The following is a 26,227-nucleotide window of genomic DNA, read 5'->3' as shown; positions in this document are numbered from 1 at the left end:
CATTACATAAAGATTTGAATACTCTCAAATCATAATGTTAAGTTCACGACGCAGTTGCGGCCCTCACGCTTAGCTCCATACAGAGCTTTATCTGCACGAATAAACATATCTTCGTCGTTGTCATCCTTTATCGAGACGGTGACACCGAAACTGGCGGTCACATGTCCTACCTCAGGAAAATCCGTGTCTTCGATGATTATTCGTATTTTTTCAGCAAGCTTTATCGCACCATCGATGGAGGTTTCGGGACAGATAAGCAGAAACTCTTCACCGCCCCATCGACCTACCAGATCATTCTTGCGCACATTCAAAGCCAAGAGCTGTCCCATCTCGATCAGGACCTTGTCACCCACCTTATGGCCAAACTTATCATTGACCTGTTTAAAGTGATCGACATCGAGCAATATCATGGCAAATTGGCGTTCATATCGATTGAAGCGATCAAATTCATGACTGAACAGGTCATCGAGTCTACGACGGTTATTGAGTCCGGTGAGCGTGTCGGTGACAGACAAACGTTCGATCTCCTTTTTATCAGTAATATCATGACTTACCGAGGTAAAGCCTACTATCTTGCCGCTATCGTCAAAATCGGGAGTTATCACATGGTTAAGCCAGAAACTGCTACCATTCTTAGCTTTATCTTTGATCTCCCCATGCCATGTCTTGCCCTGCAAAATTGTCCGCCAGATATCCTCATGGGTTTCGGTTGGGGTATCCGGGTGTTTGACAATGTTGTGTCTCTTTCCCTTCATCTCTTCGGCCGAGAAGCCATACACCTCACTCAAGGCAGCGCTGGTAGACAAGATATGCCCCGCTCTGTCTGTCGATGATGTGATGACATATCGATTAATTATTTCGGCATAATTTTTAATCTTGAAATACGCATCACTCAGTTTGCTTTGCAATCTGGCAGGAATGATGGCCACTAAGCCCGACAGAACCAAGGATACCAGCAGCACGGTAAGAGCGGTAAGCCCCGCAGTTAATAGGTTATTTTTCTTGAATTTAGCGAGCAGACTCTTGCGCGGAACGGCCATAACAAACGCTTCATCGTCGTTCATGAGAATCTCACTTATTGAGAAAGTGAAATGGTCTCCTTCACGGGTATCTTTTAGCTCTGAAATAGAATTTCCGAACTGTGGAAACTGCTCAAATACGTTAGGACGGTCAGGAAGGTATCGACTCCAGGCCAGTACGTAGGAAGGATGAAGAATAAACTCCCCATCCTTGTCTATGATATAGACATCAAAATCGGTAGATGCGCCGAGTGTGGACAGGAGGGTATCGATTGAGATGTTAGCAACAATCAAGCCCGAAAACTGGTTTTGTGAAAATACCGGAGTCGCAATACGAAATGTGGGACGAATAGGCATCTCAATCTGGCCGTGCTCCATATTCAGGTCGAAGTGTGAATGCCAATATGCTCCCTCAGACAAGTGGGCTGCCTCTTTAAAATAATATCTGTCTTTCTTATTCTGAAGCAGCGGTTTCGGGATGATGACTGGCATATCCGCACCTTTAATTCGATCGACTCTAACGGCCTCCATTCCCGATGACTCGATGAAACGCAGTTGCATAAATGAATCATTAGACGCTGTGGCGGCAAGCAGAAGGTGATTGAGTATATGGTGTGAATCGGGACTGTTTGTAGTGACATAGTTGAGTGTCAGATCGCTGGCCGCAATAGCCCCTACAACATTTTCTGCGTGCTGCATAAATTCATTAAGCAGCTCATATTTAACGGCCTTTTCTGCGGCCACTTTTTCACGGATCTCACTCTCAATATTGGTATATTGAATGTTGTAGTTAATCAAGGAGGTGATCACCGCAACTAAGGTACCAAACAGCAGGAAAAAAAGCGTAAAGATCCAATAATACCGTCTTCGTATTATTGAGGTGGAAGAATTGGAACTGTCCAAAGTACCTTTCATATCAAGCCCTTTTACCGCTTAGTGTCATGATTTTAACCCCTTACAACAATTAGGCCTACTTTTAGTATGGATAAATATTCGATAATTGGAAGTAAATAAGCCGTTGCTTGACGGCTCTTAAGTATGACTCCCCTCTCTTAATCTTAAAAAGTCTGAAGAAGCGTCACATTTGTAATAATAACCCAGTTTTACTCTAGGTTCCCCACCCGACACCATTCACCTTACATTTCAAAGGCTTGCGCACACCCCACCTCAATCAGGACTCTCATCATTCATATTTTGCGAGAATTATCACAACAAAATAGTAGCAAGAAACGTAAATTAACAACATTAATAGAGTAAATACTCTAACCGGATGAATCTAGCAAATGTCTATCGATACGACACCTCCCCCTCATTTAGGTAAGGCAGGTGTAAACAAGCCGAATGACAGCCGTTTGTTGGAACAGTTTCAAAATAAGGGGAAATGATGGACACGTTTAAGACTCTTGAAATTAAAGAAAGCGTATTTGAAAACAACAATATTCAGGCTGACTTATTGAGGGACGAACTGAAGCAAGAGAAAGTGTTTCTGCTTAATCTTATGTCATCACCGGGCTCGGGGAAAACCACTACATTAGTGAGAACCATTGAAACGCTCAAAGATGAGATGAACATTGGCATCATGGAAGCCGATATCGACTCGGATGTCGATGCCCATACTATCGCTCAAACCGGTACCCGGGTGATCCAGCTTCACACCGGCGGCATGTGTCACCTCGATGCTGATATGACCAGACAGGGACTGAGCGGTTTAAACATAGATAAGCTTGATTTAGCGATATTGGAGAATGTGGGCAATTTAGTCTGTCCGGCCGAATTTGATACGGGCGCATCGAAGAATGCCATGATCCTGAGCGTACCCGAGGGGGATGACAAGCCCCTTAAGTATCCATTGATGTTCTCAATAGTGGATGTGTTGCTGATTAACAAAATTGATGCCATTGGCTTTTTTGACTTTGATCTCGAAGCGGTAATTCACCGTGCCAGAAAGCTAAACCCCAATATTACTATTATCCCTATCTCGGCGAAAACCGGTGAAGGTATTGGCGAGTGGGCCGATTGGCTTCGCAATCAGACCAGGCTTTGGAATCAAAGTTAACTGAGAGCGATTGTTGCTATATCACCCACAGCTCATATCGAGCGCAACTCATATCAAGCGCCATAGAAGCAAGCATAAGTCAGTCGCTATTTATTGTTGGAGCCATGACCATGGTTAAAGAAAAAGTATTAGACCTCGCCAATAAGATCAGCCGAACCAAGCGAGGTTCAAGGAATGAAGTTAAGCCGGACGATCCCGAATACCAGATCCTGGAGCCTATTGTTACCGAGCCCATGGCCGAAGTGGCACTGTGCTTAGCATTACGTGAGCCTATGAGTGCAAATGAGGTCGCGCTTAAGTGCGGAAAACCGGAAGAGGAAACCGCCAAACTTCTTTGGCAGGTCGCCATGGTCGGCGCCGCCTTCGTCAACGAGATCGATGGCGTCGATAAATACTGGATAGATGTCTGGGTTCCAGGTCATATGGAGATGATCGTCAACAACAAAGAATTGATCCAGAAATACCCGCAACTCGGCGCCGCCTTCGATGCTTTTGGTAAGAAAAAGGGCCCGCTCGCCGCGGGTAATATTCCTGTGGGCTCGGGCCCTATGCGGGTGATCCCCATTCAAACAGCCATCGATGGCGAGACCCGCAGTGCTTCCTATGAGGAGGTATCCAAATACCTGAATGACAACAGCCTGTTCTCACTATCCGATTGCGCCTGCCGCACATCCAGAGAGGCGATGGGCGAAGGCTGTGGCCACCTCAAAGAAGATATGTGTATCCAGATGGGTCACGCGGCCGAATACTATATTCGTACCGGTAGGGGCCGAAAAATCACCCGAGACGAAGCGTTTGAGGTTATCAGAAAAGCCGAGGAAAACGGCTTAATGCACAGCATGCCAAACTTCGATGGTTCGGGCGAGACTCATGCCATCTGTAATTGCTGCGGTTGTGGCTGTTTCGCCCTCCGTCTTGCCGGCATGTGGCAAAACCCGGATATGGTCCGCTCCAACTATGTCGTAAAGATCGATGCGGAGCAGTGCGTGGCTTGTGGTGAGTGTGTCGAGGTCTGCCCCACCAATGCCTTGAAGTTAGGTCAAAAGTTATGCGAGATATCCCCCGCCAAAACGGCAAAGAGAGAGTTGCCTCATGATACTCACTGGGGCCCGGATAAATGGAACCCCGATTACCGAACCAACAAACAAGTCGTACTCGATGGTGGCACCAGCCCTTGTAAGGCCGAATGCCCTGCCCATATCGGTATTCAGGGCTATATCAAGTTGGCAGCTCAAGGAAAATACCGCGAAGCCCTCGAGTTGATTAAGCGAGAAAACCCCTTCCCGGCCGTGTGTGGCCGCATCTGTCCTAAGAAGTGTGAGTCAGATTGTACCCGGGGAGATATTGATAATCCGGTTGCTATCGATGAGATAAAGAAGTTTATTGCCCAACAAGATCTCGACGCCCAAACCCGTTTTATCCCCGAGATTAAGCATCACCATGACAAGAAAGTTGCAATTCTCGGCAGTGGCCCGGCCGGCCTTTCCTGCGCCTACTTTCTGGCGATTGAGGGATACCGGGTTACCGTATTTGAAAAGCAAACCGCCCTCGGCGGTATGTTAACCCTGGGGATCCCCTCTTATCGACTCGAAAAAGAGGTCATCAATGCCGAGATAGAGGTATTAAGAGCGCTGGGCGTTACCTTCAGATGCGGGGTCGAAGTAGGCAAAGATATCAGTCTGAGCGAGTTAAGAGACCAGGAATACCAAGCATTTTACCTGGCGATCGGTGCACAGGCCGGCAGACGCTTGGGTCTTATGGGTGAAGATGCCGAAGGCGTTATGACCGGGGTCGATTTTCTTCGTCAGGTAAATCTGGGCGAAACAGATAAACTGGATGGCAAGGTGATTGTTATTGGTGGTGGTAATGTCGCCATCGATGTTGCCAGAACGGCCACTCGTGTCGGTGCCAGCACAGTAGATCTATTTACCCTCGAAAGCTTGGATCAGATGCCGGCCCATATCGAAGAGGTTGAAGAGGCGCTAAGTGAAGATATTTCCATCAACAACGCCTGGGGGCCCACACGTATCATCACTCATGATGGAAAAGTTACCGGCGTCGCATTCACCAAGTGTCTGTCAGTGTTCGATGAGCAAGGTAAATTTGCTCCCCGCTTCGATGACAAAACCACGACCATCGTCGAGGCCGATCATGTGCTTATCTCGGTCGGTCAGGCAATGGACTGGGGCAACTTGCTATCGGGGAGTGCTCTGGAGCTTAATCCCAACCTGACGGTTCAGGCCGATCCTGATACTTTCCAGACCCATGAAGCGGACATTTTTGTCGGTGGGGATGTGTTAACCGGCCCAAGATTTGCTATCGATGCCATCGCTCAGGGCAAGGAAGGTGCTATCTCAATCCATCGCTATGTGCAACACGGTCAGAGTCTGGTACTGGGTCGTATTAAGCGGGATTATCGTTCTTTCGATAAAGATAAGCTCAGCCTCGATGGCTTCGATAACGCACCGAGACAGGCACTCGCTCATGTTGATGGTAAGGAGTCTAAGCAAACCTTCAGAGATCTGCGCGGCACCTTTACGCAGGAGCAGGTTCAGCAGGAAACCGAACGTTGCCTGGGATGCGGCGTTGCCGTTGCCGATGAATTTATGTGTATCGGCTGTGGTGCCTGCACGACTAAGTGTCAGTTCGGGGCTATCTCTCTGGTCAGAGCCTATGATGCCGATGGCGCCGATCTTCGAACGGTGAAAAAGGTCATTATCAAGCACGCACTGAAACGTAAGGTCAGAATTGCTGTCAATGCGCCCATCAAGCGCATTAAAGCCATGATGACTGACTAAGGCTAACATTGAGCCTTTAATAGCAATCAGTATAAGAATAATAGCCGAGGGAAGTGACTATCCCCCGGCTATTACAGTCGAATAACCCTCCTAGATAAAGGAAGTTGATATGCACGAACTAGGTGTAGTCATCGGAGTCGTTAACAAAGTCATTCAAGTGGCAGAGAGTAATCAACTGCAGAGTGTAGATACCATAGTGCTGCAAATTGGCCAACTGTCATCTATGATCCCCAGCTATATCCAAGCCTGTTATCCGGCGGCGGTCGATGGCACTATGCTCGAGCAGACCAAGCTAGAGATAGAGATCTTACCCGCCAATGCTATGTGTAAGGCTTGTCACCAGGTATTCAATATCATAGAAAATCGATCGCAATGCCCACACTGTGAAGGTGATGACTGGGGATTACTCAGCGGTAAAGAATTTATCATCAAAGAGATCATCGCTCAGTAATGTCTGATTTGGGCAAAGCGATTTATGCTCTGCCCCTGATTCAATGACGCAATAAATATCGAGCTGAAAGAAAAGCGACAAACAAGAAAGACATTATTTATCTAAGGTGATGATGTTTTTACGTTCTATGCTGCACTCGTATGAGCCCATTTCAAACTCTCTGCAGATCCAGGGGCGATTTTCGTAAATTGTACATAACAGGGTGTCACGATCGGCCGCGATACACAGTCCGTCATCTAAACGAGCCATAACATCACCATTGAACTCATCCGAGACTATGTATTCAGGCGGTACACCGGTATCCGAGATAATCATCACTTCGAGGCGGCAACAACAAGCCTGGCAAGTTGAACAGGTCATTTGAGGATCGGGTAAATTTGTTACTTCAATAGTCATAGAGCTCAATAGTCAGAAATAGCGTCGCAATAATCGATCGGTATAATACCCTAAAGGGACGGCGATCTATAAATATAAAATGCCCTCATAGCGCAAAAAAGCGCACCGGATGCCGGTGCGCATTAGGTTGAAGAATTAGGTTTGAGAATTAGGTTTGAGAATTAGTGTCAAAGCTGGACCTGAGGAGTGCATCCCCCTTGCTCAACTCTGAATTACTTAACCTTTGATCCTATAGTCCCCTTTGGTCGATAGAGTCACAGTAATTGGTGAGTCCGTTTTATTCTTCCAATACCAGCCATGGGAACCGGCGAAAGGAGTGGTGAGCGAACCTTTCATCTTATCTGAGGTAGTAATAGAGAAACTCTCGAAATAGCCTGTGGTATCCCCTTTCGGCTCACCATGAAAATCGAAATACAGCGCTTCGCCCCCCGTACTCCACTCATACTCTAAGTGAACAAAATCATCCATCAGCAACTTATACTCAAGCCCTTTGCCTGCCGGTATATCAATCTTAACAGTGTCGCTTCTCACCCCCGGCGTTTGTCGTTTCTGTGCTATTTCAGCCACTGAGGGCGTATTTGCAAGTGTTTCTTCCTTCACAAACGCGATAAACGTCTCCTCACTTTGTCCTGTGCCGGTACTCGTTTTAGGACCAGTGTCAGTGCCTGTATTAGTAGCTTCATCAGATGCGGGAGCGGCCTGGGCCAGTGAGGTTAACCCAGACATATGACCAATACCGGTCGGATCTATGTTGTACTCGGCAGGTAAAATCGCCGTGACGAACACCACAGCTGCGATAACCGTTGCCCCAATACTCGCCTTCACTAAGGTCGCCGTCGAGTGAACCGGGATCCCGTTGACTCTCTCACCGTTTGTATTTGCTTCTGTATTCTTATTACTCGTTATCATGTTAATTCCTTCGGCCCACAGATGAGCTCGTTTTCATTCTGTCAGCCCCTGGCCAGTAGTCTGACTTAGAGGCTTAATTTAGTAGCTTTATTAGGTGTTTCTAATCAGAGTGTTAACCGGTAAAGTAGCCCGTTAACTGAAAGCCCACCAGCATCATGCCTGCGCTCATTAACAGGGTGTTTGCCGCGGTAGAAAACTGAAGATAACTCCTGTGACGACGCCAGAAACTCATCAGAATAAGTACCACACCTAAGGCCAGGAATTGACCTATCTCCACGCCGACATTAAACGCAAGAATATTGGGTACCAACCCCTCTTGGGGCAGATTAAACTCCTGAATTTTGGTGGCTAAGCCAAAACCATGGAAGAGTCCAAAGATCATCACGGCCAGCTTAGTATTGGGCTGAAAGCCAAATATTCGCTTGAAACCACCTAAGTTATCGAACCCTTTATAGACAATAGAGAAGCCGATGATGGCATCGATAAGGTAGGCATTGATCTGGATATCACTGAGTACACCAAATAGCAGGGTGATACTGTGGCCTAAGGTAAACAGACTTACATACAGCAATACATCTTTACTTCTGAACAGAAAGAAAATCACTCCAACAAGAAACAACAGATGGTCATATCCGGTCACCATATGCTTGGCGCCGATATAGATAAAGGGCAGAATCGATACCCCTTCATTCAGGATTAAAAACTGCTTGGTATCCTCATCGACCCCATGGGCCGACAGGGAAAACGAAGCGAATACTCCTAATAAAACCACCAATAAACTCACTACAAGTTTCATGGTGTGGGCCAAAGACTGGCTCATTACACATACTCCAAAACGTCGGTTTTAATCCATAAAATAGAGGATTAATCCGTAAAATGCAGGACAGCTGTCAGCCATAAAGTGGCCTTAAACATGTCCATATAGTTTGCTATGGCGAGCACCTCTCAATACAAATAAAGTCCACGATAAAGAGACAGTTAGGTAAGGAGGAGAAAGCTCGCAAAAGAGAGTAGATGCTAAGCGTGCGGAGGGGGGATGGGCGGTGCGTAACGTAAGTTAAGGTATGAGATATCGTCGTCGATAAGCGTTTCAGACTGGAAAAAACCCGACATAAAAATGGCGTCTACCGGCGGATGTGATGGTGTGTGGGAATGGTTCGCGTGTTCATGTTCCGTCTCTAATGCCTCAGAGACCAATGATGAATTAAGCTCTGCATCATTTGATTGTAATGCATAGTCTTGTGAAGTTTGGCTGGCTTGAAAATGTATAGTGGTGTCCACAGGTTCGGTGGCATTGAACGCGCCATGTTCATGACCGGGGTCCCGATGCTCCCCGGCAGAATCTCTGCTTTCACTCACGCCATGACCAACACCATGAAAGTGATGATGGTTCACATCAAAGCCCATAGGGTGCTCACCACCGGGATATTGAACCGAAAAAGCGGAACTCGTCGCAAAAACCTGACACATCAAGACCACCAGCAAGATAGCCAGTGTTAACTTAGAATGCACTTTCACTCTTGAATTCACCGGGCGCGAACTCACTGTGTGCAATGATGTGAGAGTTTTAGTATGAAACAGGTCGAACTCCAAATTGTGCTTTTCCATTATGGGAACATGAACTCATAACGAACAGCTCGAGAGCATTCTCTCGAAACATGAGCCCAAGGCATTTAATCAGATCGCCAGCAAAACATCCAGCGCACACACATAGTGATGGGACGATTGCCCCTACATCAGGCAAGTCGTCATCCCCTGTTTTCTATTGCCCATACCGCGTGGCTTCGAAGCTATTAAGCAAGCGATGAACGAGATAACAGGCCAACAGGGTCACGACGATAGCAACAAGAATACTGCTGACCCGATATAACCCGCTAAAAAATAGATCGTTATCCGGTGCCAGGTTTTGTCCAAACAAGATCCCCAATGTGGTGAGCGCACCGAAGCCGACACTGGAGCCGCCCCCCTCTTTCGCGTGTGTATAGCTAAACAACATTAAGCCTATCCACAAAAGAGGCAAAACTAACACTAACTCTCCCGACCAGTTGTACAGTAAAAACTGTGTAATTAACCCTACCGCAACACCTAAGACGGTTCCCATGGCGCGTTTTCTTGCATACCCCAACGTCCCGTTCCAATGCATAGGAAACAGCAGAAGTACACTAGTGGCTTGTGCCGACAAAGAGTCACTTAAGTTAAATACCTGAAACATCAGAAACGACAGGGTCGCAATTGTCGCTCCCATCAACATTTCATGGCGGGTCTGATTATTTTTTTTAGCTTGCGGCTGAGGTTTAGGCGCTTCGTGAACGATGGCTTTAGCCTCAGTTTCAGTATCCGGGATCAGCACAGTCATTACGAAGGCGATCATCACACTCAAGATACTGGCACCGAGATTAGTGAAAATAAGATCGTTAAGATCCGTGCCCGGATAACTGGCAAAATTCAGCATGATACTTAAACTCAGCGCACCATTGGCACCAAATAGAAACAAACTCCCTTTGGACATACAGGCAAATTTATATAAAAACAGCAAGAAAACGATGATTGACATCTGCACTTGGTGACCACCAAACAAGCCGCCGATGATCCCTACCTCCAGCCCACATATAACCGCCGAAGCCAGACACTGCCGGGCGGCATGGCCGGTCATTTTAGGTATCATGCCCAGGAGTAATATAGGCGTTACCGTAAAGAAAACGCCATAACTCCAGTTAAAGAATTTGCACAGGAAAAAGCCGATACTCGCTCCCGTCGCAATACGAAGGCATTGTCGAATGTCATTGTCAGATAGCGGGTGATGCCATAATTTCATAGCCGCTCTCCTAGTAGATATAGTGCAGGTAACTCAGCAGGCGAATTTGTACCCTTGCCAGCAGACAAAAGACGGCATTATCAGGCAGCAGCTGAACCGTGGCCTGCGCCCCCGATGGCAACATGTCCGGATAGGGCACGTCTAAGTTCAGGTGAAGACGCATACGCTGGGCATCACGGACCCACCGATTGGATTCTGTCGGCGTCGCTAACTGACCATTAGCATCAAACTGACCGACACTCACTCCCGCATCTTTACTGGAGATCACCGCAGGATATAATTGGCCTGGCTCTCCGTCAAAGGCAACCAGAGCACGGCTACCATTGACCGCCTTACGTGAACTCTTCTCACGAAAGTCTGCGATGATATCTATCTTTGATGAGACCAAAGCGAGCAGAGGTTGCCCTGCGCTGGCGTAGGCGCCAGCCTGAAGCTGAAGATTCGTAACTGTACCATCTTGCTCGGCTCTGACCTGAGTGTAAGAAAGATTTAGCTCAGCTTGTTTTAGCTGATTGACCGCGACACGTAGATTAACGTTGTTTTCATTAACTTCACCGCGGCGTACGGTTAACTCTTTTAATCGGGCCTTGCTTGCCAATAGATTAGCTTTCGCAGCCGTCGCATCACTTTCCAGGCTGTCTTTTTGCTGTTGTGAGACGCCATTACGATCGAAAAGAGAATTAACCCGTTTAGCGTCTGCTTGCTTCTGCAACGCTATTATGCTGCTGGCTTTGACCTCTGCTGCCGCTGCCGCAAGAGATGCGTCCAACTCGGCATTGGACTTTCGTGTCTGTTCAAGATTAAGCGACGCCTTCTCTACGTTGAGCTGGTAGGGAGTTGGATCGATATAAAACAGAATATCCCCTTTGCGTACCACTTGATTGTTTTTAACGTTGATATCGATAATATGCCCATTTACCCGAGGTGCCACCTTAGTCACATCTCTGGTTGCCATCGCCTGCTGGGTCAGTGGCATATTAAAATCGGCTAAAATAAAATATGAAAAAATCATTACAAAAACTAACATTGATAACTTGATCCAACGTGCAAATTTTTGATCTGGTGTCATCTAATTCCTCCCCTTGATGGTGATATTCAATAGTATTTAGTCTTGTTCACTTTCGTTTAGTTGCGCTAACGCATTGTGAGCAATAAGCTCGATGGTACGCTTAAATTGGTTCAGCTCCTCTTCGCTGACCCCCGCCATAAGGTTTTTACGGATCTGTAAAATACGCGCTTCCACCTTTGTGATCATGCTCTTACCTTCATCAGTCAGGCTTACAATTCGCACACGCTTATCTGTTTCACTGCAGTAACGCACGATGAGGTTTTGATCCTCTAGTTGACTCAATGTGCGCATTAAGGATGCCAGTTCAATTTCCAGGGCATTTGCCAGCACCTTTTGACTCACATTGTCATTGAGGTTCTGCAACTTCCACAGTGCCGTCCAGCGCGGATGGGTAAGACCTAACGGCGCCAACTCTTTATCGGCTACGTTTCGCCATAAACGGGCTACCCGCCTCAATTGCTCGGCGAGAGAAAGCTCCTTAAGAATTTTTATATCATCAACCATATGCGTCTCTATTTAGTTAGCGTGCGAAGCATTATATATTGCTTCGCACGCTAAGTAAATATTAGGAGTATGCCCAGCCGATGCTTGCCCTCCCTCCGAAGAGGAAACAACACAGGCAGAGGCTACCAACAGATGGGGATCGGGATATTAAATCGCCATTTAAATGAGAAGTTAGTGCTTCGAGGTTGCAATAAATATCGGTTACGCCATAGTGACTCTGCAAATATATTTATAGGTCGGAGATGAAGATACAATGAGCCAAACGAATCTACTTTTGTTATGTGGCGGTGGCGGAGATGAGCATGCGATCTCCCTGTTATCGGCAAACTTTTTTGAAACTTCACTCGCTGACATCGATGACTTTAATGTTTTACGGGTCGAGTTGGATGCCGATGGGCATTATCACACCAAAGAGGGTGATAATTGCGAACTGACCAACCGCAAACAGATAAGATTCGAAGATCAATCCAAGGTCCCCTGGCCTGTCGATTATGTGATCCCTTGCATTCATGGCTACCCCGGAGAAACAGGCGATATTCAATCCTATTTTGAATTGATCAACCTGCCCTATTTCGGCTGTGACTCTGAAGCCAGTAGAAACTGTTTCAATAAGGTCACCGCCAAGATGTGGTTCAGCGCGCTTGGTATTCCTAACACCCCCTATATTTTTCTTAACGAATTTAATGACGATGCCATAACTCAAACTGAGCAGGCATTAGATAATTGGGGCTCAGTGTTCATCAAGGCCGCATCTCAAGGTTCATCAGTGGGCTGTTACCGTGTCGACAGCAAGGAGGAGCTGGCGAGCTCATTGAAGGAAGCCTTCTCCTACTCGCCCTATGTGGTCGTTGAGAAAACCATTCACGCTCGGGAGCTGGAAGTCGCCGCCTATGAGTTGGACGGCGAGATAGTTGCAACAAAGCCCGGCGAAATCATCTGTGCCGGTAATACCTTTTATACCTTCGATGAGAAGTATGCTGCCGACAGTCAGGCCGAAACTAAGGTCGAAGCCGATATCAGTGATGAGTTGAGTGCCGAGATCCGCGAATATGCCGTTAAGGTTTTTAAAGGGATGAAGCTGAGCCATCTTTCTCGTATAGATTTCTTCCTGACCGATGAGAATGAGATTCTCCTTAACGAAATTAATACTTTTCCCGGACTCACCCCTATCTCAATGTTCCCTAAGATGCTACAAAATCACGGCGATAACTTCAGTGAATATCTGGTGCGAAACATTAAGGCTCAACTGATCTAGCCTACAGATTTAAAAGACAAAAAAGCCAGACTCTGTCTGGCTTTTCTAATATCGACCTAAAATTTATCACCCAAGAATGTAGAGCGTTAAATTTTAACCCCGTACTCTAGGTAGAGTCGACTCATATAGCCATCCCTATACATAGACTTAAGGGCATTTTCTAACGCTAATGTTTGATCACGCGGTATCTCTTTATTACATGCCATGGCGCGAAGAGAAGTATAAAAAATCAGCTCGGGGACGCCAAAATTTATCGCCTGCTTTTGCATCTGCTCTTGGGCGCTGACAAGCTCTGCAGCCCAAAGATCTATCCTAGCTCGTTTAAGCTTACGCAAATTTTGTGCGCTCACCGATGCCAGTTCCACATCATATCCTAAGTCAATTAAGTACTCACCTATGCCACTTCCCAGAAAGCTGCCAATTTTATAGGATTTTGCATCACTTAAACTTGTCAGAGGGATAGTTTGATTGCTGCGGCTGAAAAGCCCGTACCTTGACACCAATACAGGGCTTATCCACCGAAAGTGAGCCTCACGTTCCTGACTTCTTGCGACCGGTAACACACAATACCCGGGCGTTCGTTCCGTGGTGATGATCGCCCTTTTCAGGGGAATAAATCTGAGGTTGTAGTCGAGTGAGGTTCGTGAAAACATCTCTTTGAGCATGTCTACTAGTAGGCCGTGATGAGTCTTACCTACTTTCACCGCAAAGGGAGACTCTTCGTAAGTTAACACCTCAATTGTTTCGGCCTGCAAACTTGTGCTTGTCAGTATCGCACAAAGGATCCCGCCCCCAAGGAGCAGCGCTGAACATAATTTGCTGCAAGAATTGGCTATCGCCGACCTTACCCCTTTAATGGCCCAGTTCCGGCTATTTCCACACATTGATAGCCTCCTCGTAGGAAAGTGTCTTTCCCACTTGAGAAGCGGATATTTCACGTTTAGGCGCACCTGGAGCATTCAGCCAGACCTCCCTCTTTGAAACAGGGTTTAATTTTGGAGCGCACTTCATATCCGCCCTTGCGCCGATAAGCTTCAATCGTTTGTCTACCGCGACGGCAAAGTTATCCATCCCTTTCTGTACCGTCACCTTGCCCTCGATGATCTGTGAAATATAGTGCCACCAGTAATTTGCCAGGCCAGGATAGTCGGGCACATTGGTTCCGGTAGGCGTCCACACATCTCTGCCTCGACTCCGGTAGAACTCGACCAAGCCCCCCAGATAAGGCGCTCTTTGTGTCATCACATCCGATTCAATATCTGACAGGCGAATAGGCGTTAACCCCACTAAGGTTTTTTTAAGTGACACGGTTTTAGACACGACAAATTGGGCATAGAGCCAGGCGGCTTGCTGCCTTTCTAACGGGGTATTTTTTAACAGGGTCCATGCGCCGGTATCCTGATAACCCGACTTCATCCCATCTTGCCAATATTTTCCCACAGGCGATGGTGCGACACGCCACTTAGGCGTGCCATCGCTATTCATCACCGGCAAATCTGGCTTAGTGAGATCGGCGACAAATGCGGTATACCAAAATATCTGTTGAGCGATAAGACCCTTACCCGGCCACTCTCCTGCCTGAGTGAAGTTAAGCTCGATAGACTCCTCTGGCGCAAAACGATTCAACCAATAGATAAACTTGTCGACCGCATACACAGAAGCCGGGCCGTTTAAGGCGCCACCTCGTTCCACGCTCGCCCCTACCGGACGACACTGCTCGACTCTGATCCCCCACTCATCCACCGGTAGTCCGTTAGGTAGCCCCTTATCTCCCACTCCCGCCATAGATAGCCAGGCATCTGACATTCGCCAGCCAAGTGATGGATCGGTTTTGGCGTAATCCATATGCCCATAGACTCGTGACCCATCTATCTCTTTAACGTCGTCACTGAAAAACTCGGCGATATCTTCGTATGCTTGCCAGTTCTGGGGCACCCCAAGTTCATAGCCATATCGCAATCTAAAGCGTTGCTTAAAATCTTCCCGGTTAAACCAGTCATGCCTGTACCAATAGAGGTTCGCAAACTGCTGATCCGGCAGTTGATATAACTTGCCATCCGGCCCGGTGGTAAACTTTAGGCCGATAAAGTCTTGCAGATCTAATGTGGGGAGAGTGACAGCCTCCCCCTCCTGCTTCATAAAATCAGACAGAGGAAGCACGGCATTGGACCTGAAGTGGGTACCAATCAGGTCGCTGTCATTGATGTAGGCATCGTAGAGATTCTGTTGGGTAAAGATCTGCGCGGAAAGTTTGTTGATGACATCATCTTCACCGGTTAATTCATGGACGACATGAATGCCGGTTATTTCAAAGAATGCTTTTGCCAGTACGCTGGCTTCATAGCCGTGGGTGGCGATTCGCTCCGACACCACCCGGATCTGCAAGCCGAAATAGGGCTTACTGGCCTCAACAAACCAACTCATCTCCTGCATCTGCTCGACTTGAGTCAAGGTAGAGGGTTGAAACTCATTGGTGACCCAATACTCTGCGGCTTTCATCTTAGGATCGAACAAAGCATGCGCATCAAAGCTTAACCATACAATGCACAGCAACAGGAGAGTGAATAGCTTATTCTGTCGGATATCGGACACTCGCGTACTCCAATGATAGTTAAAACTAACACCAAACCTTATAACTATGGATTAACAGTGTTATTTCTGTCAATTAAAGCAGAAGAGTTACATGTGAAATAAATAGTGGTATTCCTGTCTTTATACGAAGCAATCCCAATCGACACTATATTTAACGGCTTTCCCCTTATTCAGAAACCCTCTATGATGAGAAAGTGTAGGCATAGCTGGAATAACCAGACGATAGATTCCACGCCTCTATCGGCCTTCCCTGAGGCAACAAGTTTCAAATAATGAAAGGTCAACAGACCTGAACGTTCAACTTAAGTTTATAAAACGGTAACAGATTGAAAAATTTCGACTTTAACCTGCTAAGCGTCCTTGAAGTTTTACTGGAAGAGCAAAGTGTCACCGCAGCGGCAGCCAGGCTTCATTTGAGTCAATCGGCGGTAAGTAAACAGCTCGCCAGGTTGAGACTCACTTTCGATGACCCGCTCTTTGAAAGAACGGCTTATGGATTGAGGCCCACCCCTAAGGCAATGCTGCTGGCCCCGGATCTGCGACAAGTACTCAATCAGGTCGCCCAATTAACCCGACCAGATGAATTTGAGCCTGAGTTAAGCCAGAGAAAATTCAGACTCAATATTGTTGAGACGGCTTACTCGTTAACCTACCCACATTTTATGCCAGAGCTATTGCAGCAAGCGCCCGGTATCAAACTGGATAGCCAAACCTGGCACACAGAGAGTATGGATAAGCTACTTCGCTGCGAAATAGATCTGGGGATCGCCTGCCGGGAGTGGGATAAACGTTCATTGTTGCACATGAATAATATTCCCGGCGATCTTAACTATGTGGAGCTGCTGCGTGATCACCCGGTCTGTCTGGTCAGTAGTAAGCATCCCTTGCTTAATGAGCCCTGGAATTTAGAGACCTTTCTAAAATACCGTCACCTTCAGGTTACTTTTGGTGGTTTTGAGCATTGGTTACTAGATGATGTTCTTAATCTGGAACATCAAAAGCGGGATATTGCAGTAAATTTAACTGATTTTCACAGCGCCATGCACTTGTGTGAAAATAGTGAGCTGCTGCTTTGTTGCCCGGCCAAATACGCCGCCCAGATGAGCCATCAATTTTCGCTGACGACCTTAGATATCCCCCTGGAACTGGTGCCCGGTGCTTATGTGCTACTTTGGCACAAACATTTTGATTTCGACCCAAGCCATCGCTGGCTTAGAGAGATGATCATTGAATCGGTACAGCAAGTCTAGTGCTCTAGGCGCTAGGCGCGCATTATGACCTAAGAGTTAGTTCAGTGAAGCGCAGCGAATAAAAAAGCCTGACTTTAAGATTAAAGTCAGGCTTTTAGGTTTATTGCATCTTATATTTTTATACCAATCGGTATAAGTGCTTATACCAATCAGTATAAAGATGTGATCGCTCAGCGAGAATTTAGCGCTTCAGAGGCAAGGCAACGAGTGAAGCGCATAGTTGTTCTACGCTCAAGCTCGTTAACACAGCACCCGATGCGCTAAAACTCGCCTGTTAGGCGTGTTTTTGGCTGCCAACTTCTGCGTTGAATGGCCTCACAAGGGAACAACCATTCCATCATCCATTCGCCTTGAATTAGTTGCCAAAAAACACGCTGAGTAGATCCCTTTCTTATACTGCTTGGTATTACTTATCTGCTGTTTTGGAAAGAATCCAAATAGAGGCTGCAGCAACCACTGCAAATCCCGCTAATATAATGACAGGCATGGCGCTGTAGCCAAGAACATGCCAAATAACACTCTCTAATGTACTCATGTAGGCTCCTTATTGCCAACCGTCAACTTTATGCATATCTGGCAGCTTATGCGCGATACCTTTATGGCAATCCACACAAGTATTGTCACCACTGGCAAGAGCAGTAGAGTGCTGTCTTACACTGCGTGGGCTCTGCTCTGAGAAGTCCATATAATCAAAGTTATGACAGTTACGACACTCTAAAGAGTCGTTCTTTTTCAGCCTTGCCCACTCCCTTTCGGCTAAATGAGCGCGTCGCTCTTTGAACTTCTCTGGTGTGTTAATGGTTTGAGTAACAAAATATGCAAACAGCTCTTTAGAAGCCTGAACCTTACGCACAATTTTATCCGTCCAAGCATGAGGTACGTGACAATCTGAACAGATAGCACGAACACCAGAGCGGTTTGCGTAGTGAATAGTTTCTTGAATTTCTGCCACTATTGGCGCGTGACATCCAGAACAAAACTCTTCAGTGTTTGTCGCTTCCATACCTGTGTTAAATGCACCCCAGAATATCAGTCCACCTGCAAAGCCCATAAATAGAACGATACCTACAGCGGCTTTACTGGGCCGCCTCAATATGCCCCAGAAGCCTTTTAAGGCGTTAATAATCCATTTCATATTATTACCTGCCTATTTTATTTTTGCAGTGACTGAACACGTTCGAAGGTATTACCCACTAACGGTTTCGCATCTGATTGTGTCACGTGGCACTGCAAGCAAAAGTATCTTCTGGGAGAAACATCAGCCAACACTTCATCGTTTCGATTAGTAAAGTGAGTCACACTGATTTTCGTGGCTCCCATCTGCTTGGCATTTTTCCAGCCATGGCATGATAAGCACTTATTTGCATTAAGAGAGACTTCATAGCTTCTGATGTGATGAGGGATCAGTGGTGGCTGAAAGACATAACTGCTTTCAATATCCACCTGGTCACGGGGTACTCTCTTCAAAGGATCGGCGGCTCTTGTTGTTTCTAACTCAGCACTCCCGCGCAAAGACTCAACACCACCGATGCCACGTTCCTCACTGATAGCAAAAGCACTTATCAGGACTAAGTTCAAACTGATTGTTAATAAAAGTAACTTGTTCATGTTAAACCCGCCTTATCCCACTTTAGTAATTTTTATTGGACACTTTTTAAAATCTGTCTGTTTTGACAGAGGGTCAGTTGCATCTAAAATCAGCTTGTTGACTAGAATACGAGCATCGAAAAATGGAACAAACACTAAGCCTTTTGGTGGACGGTTACGACCTCTTGTCTCAACACGCACACGGACCTCACCACGTTTGTTGCTCATTAACACTTCATCACCACGGCGTACACCATGTGATTTAGCATCATCCGGATGCATGAAACAAAGTGCATCAGGCACGGCCTTGTAAAGCTCGGGGACACGGCGTGTCATGGTACCTGTATGCCAATGCTCTAATACACGGCCAGTACATAACCACAGGTTGAACTCATCATCTGGAGACTCTGGTGGTGCCTCATATGGAGCTGAGATGATCCATGCTCTACCATCTGGCTTACCATAGAACTCAAAACCTTTGCCTTTACCTACATAAGGATCTGAACCCTCTTTAAAGCGCCACTTAGTCTCTTTACCATCGACTACAGGCCAGCGTAAACCTCGCTCTTGATGGTAGCGATCGTATGGGGCTAGATCATGACCATGATCGCGACCAAAGCTTGCATACTCTTCGAACATACCTTTCTGTACGTAGTAACCTTGATCTTTCGCATCATCATTCAGCGCTTGAGCCTCTGATAATGGGAACTTGTTCACTTGGCCGTTTTCAAACAGCACTTCGCACATGTTTTTGCCACGTACTTCTGGCATCTTAGCGATAAGCTCTTCACTCCACACTTCTTCAATTTTGAAGCGCTTCGCAAATTCCATTATCTGCCACAGATCCGATTTAGCTTCACCTGGAGCCGCAACTTGCTGGTACCAAACCTGTGTACGACGTTCAGCATTACCATAAGCGCCCTCTTTCTCTACCCACATCGCTGTTGGAAGAATCAAATCAGCGGCTTGTGCAGTTGCTGTTGGGTAAGGGTCTGAGCAGACGATAAAGTTATCTGGATTACGGTAACCCGGTAAGCGCTCCTCATTGATGTTTGGACCGGCCTGCATGTTGTTGTTACACATAGTCCAATAGGCATTAAGCGCACCATCATTAAGCTTACGGTCTTGTAAAACGGCATGGAAGCCAGGCTTTGGTGGAATCGTACCTTCAGGGATCTTCCATAATTTCTCAGCAAGTTTACGGTGCTTAGGGTTAGCAACAACCATATCTGCAGGTAAACGGTGTGAGAAAGTTCCCACTTCACGTGCTGTACCACAAGCCGATGGCTGACCCGTCAGTGAGAATGGTCCATTACCTGGCTGTGATATTTTTCCAACAAGTAGGTGGATGTTATAAACCAGTGAGTTCATCCATACACCACGAGTGTGTTGGTTCATACCCATGGTCCAAAGTGACATCACCTTAATCTTAGGATCGGCAAACTGCTTAGCCAGAGTCACAAGCTGATCTTCGCTAAGCCCTGTCATCTCGGCAGTCTTTGCGGCTGTATATGGCGCAACGGATTTTTTGTACTGCTCAAAGTCGATAGCTTGAACTTTACCAACGTTAGGGTTAGCAGCCTTTTTCTGTAGCGGGTGCTCGTCTCTTAAACCGTAACCAATATCTGTAGTGGCTTGCTTGAAATGAGTGTGCTTATTAACAAAGTCCCAATTTACTGCGTCGTTTTCAATAATGTAGTTAGCAATAAAGTTGGCAATAGCTAAGTCTGACTGTGGCTTAAAGATAAAACCTTTATCAGCAAGCTCAAATGAACGATGGTAATAGGTTGATAAGACGTTCACTTTAACATGAGGGTGACTTAAGCGACGGTCGGTGATGCGACTCCATAAAATAGGATGCATCTCTGCCATATTAGAGCCCCATAATACGAAGGCATCGGCTTCTTCGAAGTCATCATAACAGCCCATAGGTTCATCGATACCAAAGCTACGCATAAAGCCGCCAACAGCAGAGGCCATACAGTGACGCGCGTTAGGGTCGATGTTGTTAGAGCGGAAACCTGCTTTCATCATCTTAGATGCAGCATAGCCTTCCATTACCGTCCACTGACCAGAGCCAAACATACCCACACTGGTAGGCCCTTTCTCTTTTAAAGCCGTTTTCCACTTCTCAGCCATGATATCGAAAGCTTGATCCCAGCTTACTGGAGCAAAATCACCGTTCTTATCAAACTTACCATTAGTTTGACGTAACAGCGGCTGAGTTAACCTGTCTGAGCCATACATAATTTTTGAAAGAAAGTAACCTTTAATACAATTAAGGCCTTTATTTACAGGAGCTTCTGGGTCACCTTGGGTGGCAACAACTTTACCTTCCTGAGTACCAACAAGTACGGAGCAACCAGTACCACAAAAACGGCAAGGTGCTTTATCCCAATGAATTTTTGACTCTTGGCTTGATGCGATTAAGTTCGTTGCTGTGGCGGGAAGAGTCACACCAGCAAGCGCTGCAGCTGAAGCTGCTGCATTTGCTTTGATAAACTCACGTCTGGACATTTTCATACTTGTTCCTCGCTAACATTATATTTGTTATCAGGCGTTTGATTGCTGGTATCTGGTTCGACATCAATTTGGTGATAAACCATTGTTGCACCAAGCACTCCTGGCATATTATTTATTTTTTCAATCACGTCAGTAATAAAGCCTTGTGTTTGGGTCTCTAAGACAACAACAATTTTTCCGACTTCATTAACGCCATAAATTTCGGCTTCTTCAAACTCTTCTATGAGCTTTTTCGTTGTATTTAAGTGCTCAGGGCTAACCTGGACTAGTAGGCTTGAGATATGCGCCTCAGCTAACGACATGTGGGCGTTCCTTATCTATCTTGGAAAAATTCTGAAATGGTGCAGATTGGACGACTAGAGATGAAAATCCCAATCCCAAATGTACCGATACAAAAGGAGCGAGAAAGACGGTGAGAAAAATAAAGGTTTTAAGCTGTACACTTTTCTCTTCTTCGCTCTCTGCTTCGGCACTGGAACTCATAAGTCCTCCAACGTGGGGCGAAAGCCCTGCACATGGTGAGCCATCATTTTTGACTCAAATTTGATGGTTGATATGTAATATTTCAACCAAGTTGTTAACTTGACGAAAATAGTACTCGTAATGAGTTAGCAAGCTGTATACCTCTAACTTGGTAAAGCTCATGCAGCATGACATGCGTCACCATTCTTATGTAAAACTTGATACAGATCAACAAAAGCATCCATCTATTTTAGCTTAAAAATCAAACATTCAAATAATTACCATGATCTAGAACATGTTTTAACGTGATCCAAGTCACAATAGTTCCCTACCAGCTGGTTAATCAGATGTAAAGCTATCGCTAAATGGATACATGGCTCACAAAAGGTGTGTTTAAAAATAAAGCGTTTAACATATGCTTAAGCCCGTGATGATAGAAGCCGCAGGCAGATGAGGAGAGAAACGGCTTTGATTCAAGGACAGAGATGGGGCTAAATCCGGCTGAAATAAAAAAAGCGCAGAAAATAATTCTGCGCTTTTTCTGTACAAAGCGAACGTTTGTTGAGAGAGGAAAGAAGAGCTTAACTCTCTTTAATTCGGTTCAAAATCCGCTTTTCAGAGATCGGATAAGCCGTGCCTAGTACCTGAGCAAAACATGAAACCCGATACTCCTCAATCATCCAACGCGCGTCGAGCAGTGACTCTGGTGTAGCAACCGATCTGGGGATCTTAGCCAGTTGTGCCTCGAGCTCCTTTTGAACATTATTGATACTTTGCATATGGAGTCGGTCTCGATTCGGGTCAACCGGTAGCTTATCTAATCGGTTATCGATGGCCTTCAGATAGCGCACCATATCCGGAAGACGCTGCCAGCCGCATCGTTCAACGAAGCCCTTAAATACCAACTGGTCCAGTTGCGTTTGAATGTCACTCATAGCAAAGGCGATATCCAGACTTATCTTGCCCTTCAATCGCTTCTTGATCTTCTGGTAGAGCGTCAGTATCTCTTCGACTTTTAACGCAAGTTTTGCAGCTGTTGGGTTGAGCTCCTGCCTGACCCAGTCTTTCGCCTGTTCGAAGTTGCTCTGTGAGCGAACATCGACGCCTTTCTCATCGAGTAACTGCTGCACAGCAGCCGCTAAAATATCATCGATTAAAATCTGTACCTGGCCAAATGGATTAAAGTACATCGCCAACTTCGCCTTATTAGGCAAGGTTTTTTGCAGATGTTTCACCGGTGAGGGGATGTTGATCAACAAGAGGCGTTGCAGACCCGAGCGGTGTGCCCGAATCGCTTCATTCTCATCATCGAACAATTTGATCGATACACTTTCTCTGTCATCAACCAGAGCAGGGAAAGCTTTAACCTCGAAGTTCCCTTTCTTCTGCTGGAATTGGCTCGGCAGATCGCCGAAAGACCACTCTATCAGATCAGATTTTTCGATCCCCGAGTCCGCCACCTGACGAATAGCGTGAGAAACCTCCCCCTGCAAACTGGCTTTGAGCTGTTCAATGTCACGGGACTGAGCAACCAACTTACCTTTGTCATCTTCTACTTTGAAGTTGATCAGCAGATGTTTACTCAACTGGCTAACATCGAACGCTTCAGCACCGACACGCACACCACTCATGCGAAGCAACTGCTTGCACATAGCATCGATTAAACTCATCTCGAAAGGTTTCATGGCCTGCATACAGGCTTTGGCATAATCCGGTGCAGGAACAAAGTTACGGCGTATCGCTTTAGGCAGGGATTTAATCAGTGCAATGCACTTCTCCTCCCTGAGGCCCGGCACCTGCCAGTCAAAATCCACATCTTCGATCTGATTAAGCAGGGCTACCGGCACATGAATCGCAACGCCGTCATCTTCAGCCGAAGGCTCAAAATGATAGCTAACAGATAACTTAAGGTTACCCTGATGCCAGAAATCCGGAAAATCCAGAGCAGAGATATGACTATCGCCACGCTGCATCAACTGCTCACGTTCGAAGTCCAATAGATCCGGACTCTTTTTACGTTCGACCTTCCACCAACTGAAAAACTTAGGCGCGTTATAGATCCCCTCAGGAATGCGCGGCTCATAGAAGTCGACTAAAACCTGCTCGTCGACCAGGATGTCACGACGACGCGACTTGTGCTCTAAGGCCTCAACTTCTTTAAGTAAGCTTCGGTTTTTAATGAAGAAAGATTCATTGGTTTTTAGCTCGCCATCGGCTAAGGCACTACGAATAAAGATCTCACGAGCTTCAACGGCGTTCACCGGTCCGTATTGTGTCTTGCGACGATTAACAATAGTAAGGCCATACAAGACTTGATTTTCGAGTGCTACAACACTGCCCTGTTTGGCTTCAAAATGAGGCTCAAGGTAATTTTTCTTCACCAGATGTCCGGCTAACGGCTCGATCCATTCCGGTTGAATTTTGGCACAGCAACGGGCAAACAGGCGCGAGGTTTCGGTCAGTTCTGCCGCCATGATCCATTTCGGCCCCTTCTTCGCCAGAGGCGAACCGGGAAACACGAAGAATTTACGGTTACGAGCCCCTAAATATTCATTGTCTTTATCTTTAAAGCCTACATGGCTGAGCAAGCCTGTCAGCAAGGCTTTATGCAACAGTTCATAATCGGCGGGTTCAGTATTGAGACGCCATTTTAGATCATGTACTGCCTGCTTCAACTGAACGTAGAGATCTTGCCACTCACGTACCCTCAGGTAAGCGAGAAACTCCTTCTTACACTGCTTTCTGAATTGGCTGGAAGAATATTGTTTCTGCTGAACCTTAAGATGGTCCCACAGGTTGACGAAAGAGACGAAGTCAGAATTCTTGTCACTGTGCTTCTTGTGGACTTCATCGGCCGCCTGCTTCTTATCCATCGGACGTTCGCGTGGATCTTGTATCGATAACGCCGAGGTGATAACCAGTGCCTCATGCAGACAGCCATTTTGATTGGCCTGAATAACCATCCGCGCCAGTCGAGGGTCCACAGGGATATGAGCTAACTGCTTGCCCAGTGGTGTTAATCCTAAACGACCTTTGGCTTTCTGAACGGCTTCTAACTCTTCGAGTAGCAAAAAACCATCCCGGATATAACGCTGATCCGGTGGCTGAATAAATGGAAAAGCTTCTATGTCACCAAGACCTATCGAAAGCATTTTCAGGATAACGGACGCCAGGTTGGTACGCAGGATCTCAGGATCGGTAAATTCCGGACGGCTGGTAAAATCATCTTCGGCGTAAAGCCGAATACAGATCCCCGGTGCCACACGACCACAACGCCCCTGCCTCTGATTGGCACTGGCTTGTGAGATGGGCTCAATTGGCAGGCGCTGAACCTTAGTGCGATAACTGTAGCGACTGATACGCGCCGTACCTGGATCGATAACGTATCGAATGCCGGGTACCGTCAAGGAGGTCTCGGCCACGTTGGTGGCCAGGACGATACGGCGACCCACATGGCTCTTAAACACTTTCGATTGCTCGCCATAAGAGAGGCGAGCATAGAGAGGTAATATCTCGGTATCTCGATATTGACGTCGGTTTAACTGATCGGCCACATCGCGAATTTCACGCTCGCCATTCATAAAGATGAGAATGTCACCCGGTCCTTCCGCTGTCAGTTCGTCGACCGCTTCAAATATCCCTTCGGTAAGGTCCAGATCTTCATCACTATCACGCACCAGTGGTCTGAAACGGGTCTCAACCGGATAGGTTCGCCCCGATACCTCGATGACAGGTGCATCACCGAAGTGCTTTGAAAACTTGTCGAGATCGATAGTTGCCGAGGTGATAATCACCTTAAGATCGGGCCGCTTCTTCAGGACATTTTTCAGATAACCTAAGATGAAGTCGATATTGAGGCTACGCTCATGGGCCTCATCAATGATGATAGTGTCATACTGAACCAGGAATTTATCGTTGGTAAGTTCGGCCAGCAAGATACCATCAGTCATTAACTTGATATAAGAGTCGCTATTGATAGCATCGGCAAATCGAACTTTAAAACCAACGACCTCACCCAGCGGGCTCTTAAGCTCATCGGCGACTCGACTGGCGACACTCCGGGCAGCTAATCGTCTTGGCTGAGTATGACCAATCAAGCCACGACAACCTAAACCCAACTCGAGGCAGATTTTAGGTAACTGAGTCGTTTTTCCCGATCCCGTTTCACCGGCAATAATCACAACCTGGTGACCCGCAATAGCCCTGGCAATCTCTTCACGCTTCTGTGAGATGGGCAGACTTTCAGGATAACTTATTTCCGGACGCCCTTGACGTCTCCGCTCTACCTTCTCAAAGGCTTCAACCGCTTGTGCTTCAAGCTTCTCGAGTGTGAGACGTTTCTTATCTGAATCGGCCTCTTTATTGAGTCTGTAAAGGCGTCGTCTTATGCGAGAAGCATCGGCTTGATAGCACTGTTTTAGATATGTATTCGATAGAGGGTGTTGTTGCGAACTCAAGTCCAGATTCCATTACCAGGATCAAAAAAGGGATCCTAGCAAGGATAAGCGGTTATTGGTATGGAAAATTTACTCTATTGGCCG

The 26,227-nt window shown here is 46.6% G+C and carries 22 protein-coding genes; 5 read left to right on the top strand and 17 right to left on the bottom strand.

Annotation, left to right across the window (positions count from 1 at the left end):
- Positions 1–29: 29 nt before the first annotated feature.
- Positions 30–1,934 carry a sensor domain-containing diguanylate cyclase gene (locus EKG39_RS19245; RefSeq protein ID WP_126507632.1) on the bottom strand — a complete coding sequence of 635 codons (1,905 nt, stop codon included), beginning with the start codon at positions 1,932–1,934 and terminating at the stop codon, positions 30–32.
- Between the two features lie 469 nt (positions 1,935–2,403).
- On the opposite strand from EKG39_RS19245, the gene hypB reads away from it, so the two are divergent.
- The 3 genes from hypB to EKG39_RS19230 all read left to right on the top strand — a co-directional run bounded on the left by hypB (position 2,404) and on the right by EKG39_RS19230 (position 6,324).
- A complete protein-coding gene (gene hypB / locus EKG39_RS19240) occupies positions 2,404–3,075 on the top strand; it encodes a hydrogenase nickel incorporation protein HypB (protein ID WP_126507631.1) in 672 nt (223 codons plus the stop codon).
- Between the two features lie 110 nt (positions 3,076–3,185).
- Positions 3,186–5,873 carry an FAD-dependent oxidoreductase gene (locus EKG39_RS19235; protein ID WP_126507630.1) on the top strand — a complete coding sequence of 896 codons (2,688 nt, stop codon included), beginning with the start codon at positions 3,186–3,188 and terminating at the stop codon, positions 5,871–5,873.
- A gap of 109 nt (positions 5,874–5,982) precedes the next feature.
- On the top strand, positions 5,983–6,324 hold the full coding sequence (locus tag EKG39_RS19230) for a hydrogenase maturation nickel metallochaperone HypA/HybF (RefSeq protein ID WP_126507629.1): 342 nt from the start codon (positions 5,983–5,985) through the stop codon (positions 6,322–6,324).
- A 93-nt stretch (positions 6,325–6,417) separates the two neighbouring features.
- Here the strand turns inward: EKG39_RS19230 and EKG39_RS19225 are convergent, their stop codons facing one another.
- The 7 genes from EKG39_RS19225 to EKG39_RS19195 form a co-directional block, all read right to left on the bottom strand.
- Complete coding sequence (locus EKG39_RS19225; protein WP_126507628.1) at positions 6,418–6,720, bottom strand: YkgJ family cysteine cluster protein; 303 nt, start codon at positions 6,718–6,720, stop codon at positions 6,418–6,420.
- A gap of 216 nt (positions 6,721–6,936) precedes the next feature.
- Positions 6,937–7,629: a hypothetical protein gene (locus EKG39_RS19220; protein WP_126507627.1), complete on the bottom strand. Its 693-nt coding sequence runs from the start codon at positions 7,627–7,629 to the stop codon at positions 6,937–6,939.
- A 112-nt stretch (positions 7,630–7,741) separates the two neighbouring features.
- A complete protein-coding gene (locus tag EKG39_RS19215) occupies positions 7,742–8,449 on the bottom strand; it encodes a HupE/UreJ family protein (protein ID WP_126507626.1) in 708 nt (235 codons plus the stop codon).
- 197 nt (positions 8,450–8,646) lie between these two features.
- Entirely contained in the window at positions 8,647–9,141 is a 495-nt protein-coding gene (locus EKG39_RS19210; protein ID WP_126507625.1) for a hypothetical protein, read from the bottom strand.
- Positions 9,142–9,391: 250 nt separating this feature from the next.
- The gene (locus tag EKG39_RS19205) at positions 9,392–10,444 is read right to left on the bottom strand and encodes a DUF2955 domain-containing protein (RefSeq protein ID WP_126507624.1); all 1,053 of its coding nucleotides are present in this window, start codon (positions 10,442–10,444) and stop codon (positions 9,392–9,394) included.
- A 10-nt stretch (positions 10,445–10,454) separates the two neighbouring features.
- Complete coding sequence (locus EKG39_RS19200; RefSeq protein ID WP_126507623.1) at positions 10,455–11,513, bottom strand: HlyD family secretion protein; 1,059 nt, start codon at positions 11,511–11,513, stop codon at positions 10,455–10,457.
- A 36-nt stretch (positions 11,514–11,549) separates the two neighbouring features.
- Positions 11,550–12,017, bottom strand: coding sequence for a MarR family transcriptional regulator (locus tag EKG39_RS19195; protein ID WP_126507622.1), 468 nt, complete (start codon positions 12,015–12,017; stop codon positions 11,550–11,552).
- 253 nt (positions 12,018–12,270) lie between these two features.
- Here EKG39_RS19195 and EKG39_RS19190 point away from each other — a divergent pair, with 253 nt between their 5' ends.
- On the top strand, positions 12,271–13,272 hold the full coding sequence (locus EKG39_RS19190; protein WP_126507621.1) for a D-alanine--D-alanine ligase: 1,002 nt from the start codon (positions 12,271–12,273) through the stop codon (positions 13,270–13,272).
- 86 nt (positions 13,273–13,358) lie between these two features.
- On the opposite strand, the gene EKG39_RS19185 is transcribed toward EKG39_RS19190, so the two are convergent.
- A complete protein-coding gene (locus EKG39_RS19185; RefSeq protein WP_246028564.1) occupies positions 13,359–14,156 on the bottom strand; it encodes a substrate-binding periplasmic protein in 798 nt (265 codons plus the stop codon).
- The gene (locus EKG39_RS19180) at positions 14,143–15,864 is read right to left on the bottom strand and encodes an ABC transporter substrate-binding protein (RefSeq protein ID WP_126507620.1); all 1,722 of its coding nucleotides are present in this window, start codon (positions 15,862–15,864) and stop codon (positions 14,143–14,145) included. Before EKG39_RS19180 ends, EKG39_RS19185 begins: the two co-directional genes overlap by 14 nt.
- Before the next feature lie 326 nt (positions 15,865–16,190).
- Between EKG39_RS19180 and EKG39_RS19175 the strand changes: the two genes are divergently transcribed.
- Positions 16,191–17,114: a LysR family transcriptional regulator gene (locus EKG39_RS19175; RefSeq protein WP_126507619.1), complete on the top strand. Its 924-nt coding sequence runs from the start codon at positions 16,191–16,193 to the stop codon at positions 17,112–17,114.
- A gap of 406 nt (positions 17,115–17,520) precedes the next feature.
- On the opposite strand, the gene EKG39_RS19165 is transcribed toward EKG39_RS19175, so the two are convergent.
- From EKG39_RS19165 to hrpA, 7 genes are all read right to left on the bottom strand, one after another.
- On the bottom strand, positions 17,521–17,649 hold the full coding sequence (locus EKG39_RS19165; RefSeq protein WP_126507618.1) for a TIGR02808 family protein: 129 nt from the start codon (positions 17,647–17,649) through the stop codon (positions 17,521–17,523).
- Positions 17,650–17,658: 9 nt separating this feature from the next.
- Positions 17,659–18,249, bottom strand: coding sequence for a NapC/NirT family cytochrome c (locus EKG39_RS19160; protein ID WP_126507617.1), 591 nt, complete (start codon positions 18,247–18,249; stop codon positions 17,659–17,661).
- Positions 18,250–18,266: 17 nt separating this feature from the next.
- Positions 18,267–18,722: a nitrate reductase cytochrome c-type subunit gene (locus tag EKG39_RS19155; RefSeq protein ID WP_126507616.1), complete on the bottom strand. Its 456-nt coding sequence runs from the start codon at positions 18,720–18,722 to the stop codon at positions 18,267–18,269.
- A gap of 12 nt (positions 18,723–18,734) precedes the next feature.
- Positions 18,735–21,224: a nitrate reductase catalytic subunit NapA gene (gene napA / locus EKG39_RS19150; RefSeq protein WP_126507615.1), complete on the bottom strand. Its 2,490-nt coding sequence runs from the start codon at positions 21,222–21,224 to the stop codon at positions 18,735–18,737.
- Positions 21,221–21,526 (bottom strand): chaperone NapD, encoded by a 306-nt coding sequence (locus EKG39_RS19145; protein ID WP_126507614.1) that lies wholly within the window; start codon positions 21,524–21,526, stop codon positions 21,221–21,223. Before EKG39_RS19145 ends, napA begins: the two co-directional genes overlap by 4 nt.
- Complete coding sequence (locus tag EKG39_RS23700; protein WP_185817656.1) at positions 21,513–21,707, bottom strand: hypothetical protein; 195 nt, start codon at positions 21,705–21,707, stop codon at positions 21,513–21,515. The genes EKG39_RS19145 and EKG39_RS23700 overlap by 14 nt, the downstream gene beginning before the upstream one ends.
- 560 nt (positions 21,708–22,267) lie before the next feature.
- The gene (gene hrpA / locus EKG39_RS19135) at positions 22,268–26,149 is read right to left on the bottom strand and encodes an ATP-dependent RNA helicase HrpA (RefSeq protein WP_126507613.1); all 3,882 of its coding nucleotides are present in this window, start codon (positions 26,147–26,149) and stop codon (positions 22,268–22,270) included.
- Positions 26,150–26,227 lie beyond the last annotated feature (78 nt).

Origin of the sequence: Shewanella atlantica, from assembly GCF_003966265.1 — a bacterium.
Lineage (GTDB): Bacteria > Pseudomonadota > Gammaproteobacteria > Enterobacterales > Shewanellaceae > Shewanella > Shewanella atlantica.
This window is presented reverse-complemented; position numbering and strand designations above follow the sequence as displayed.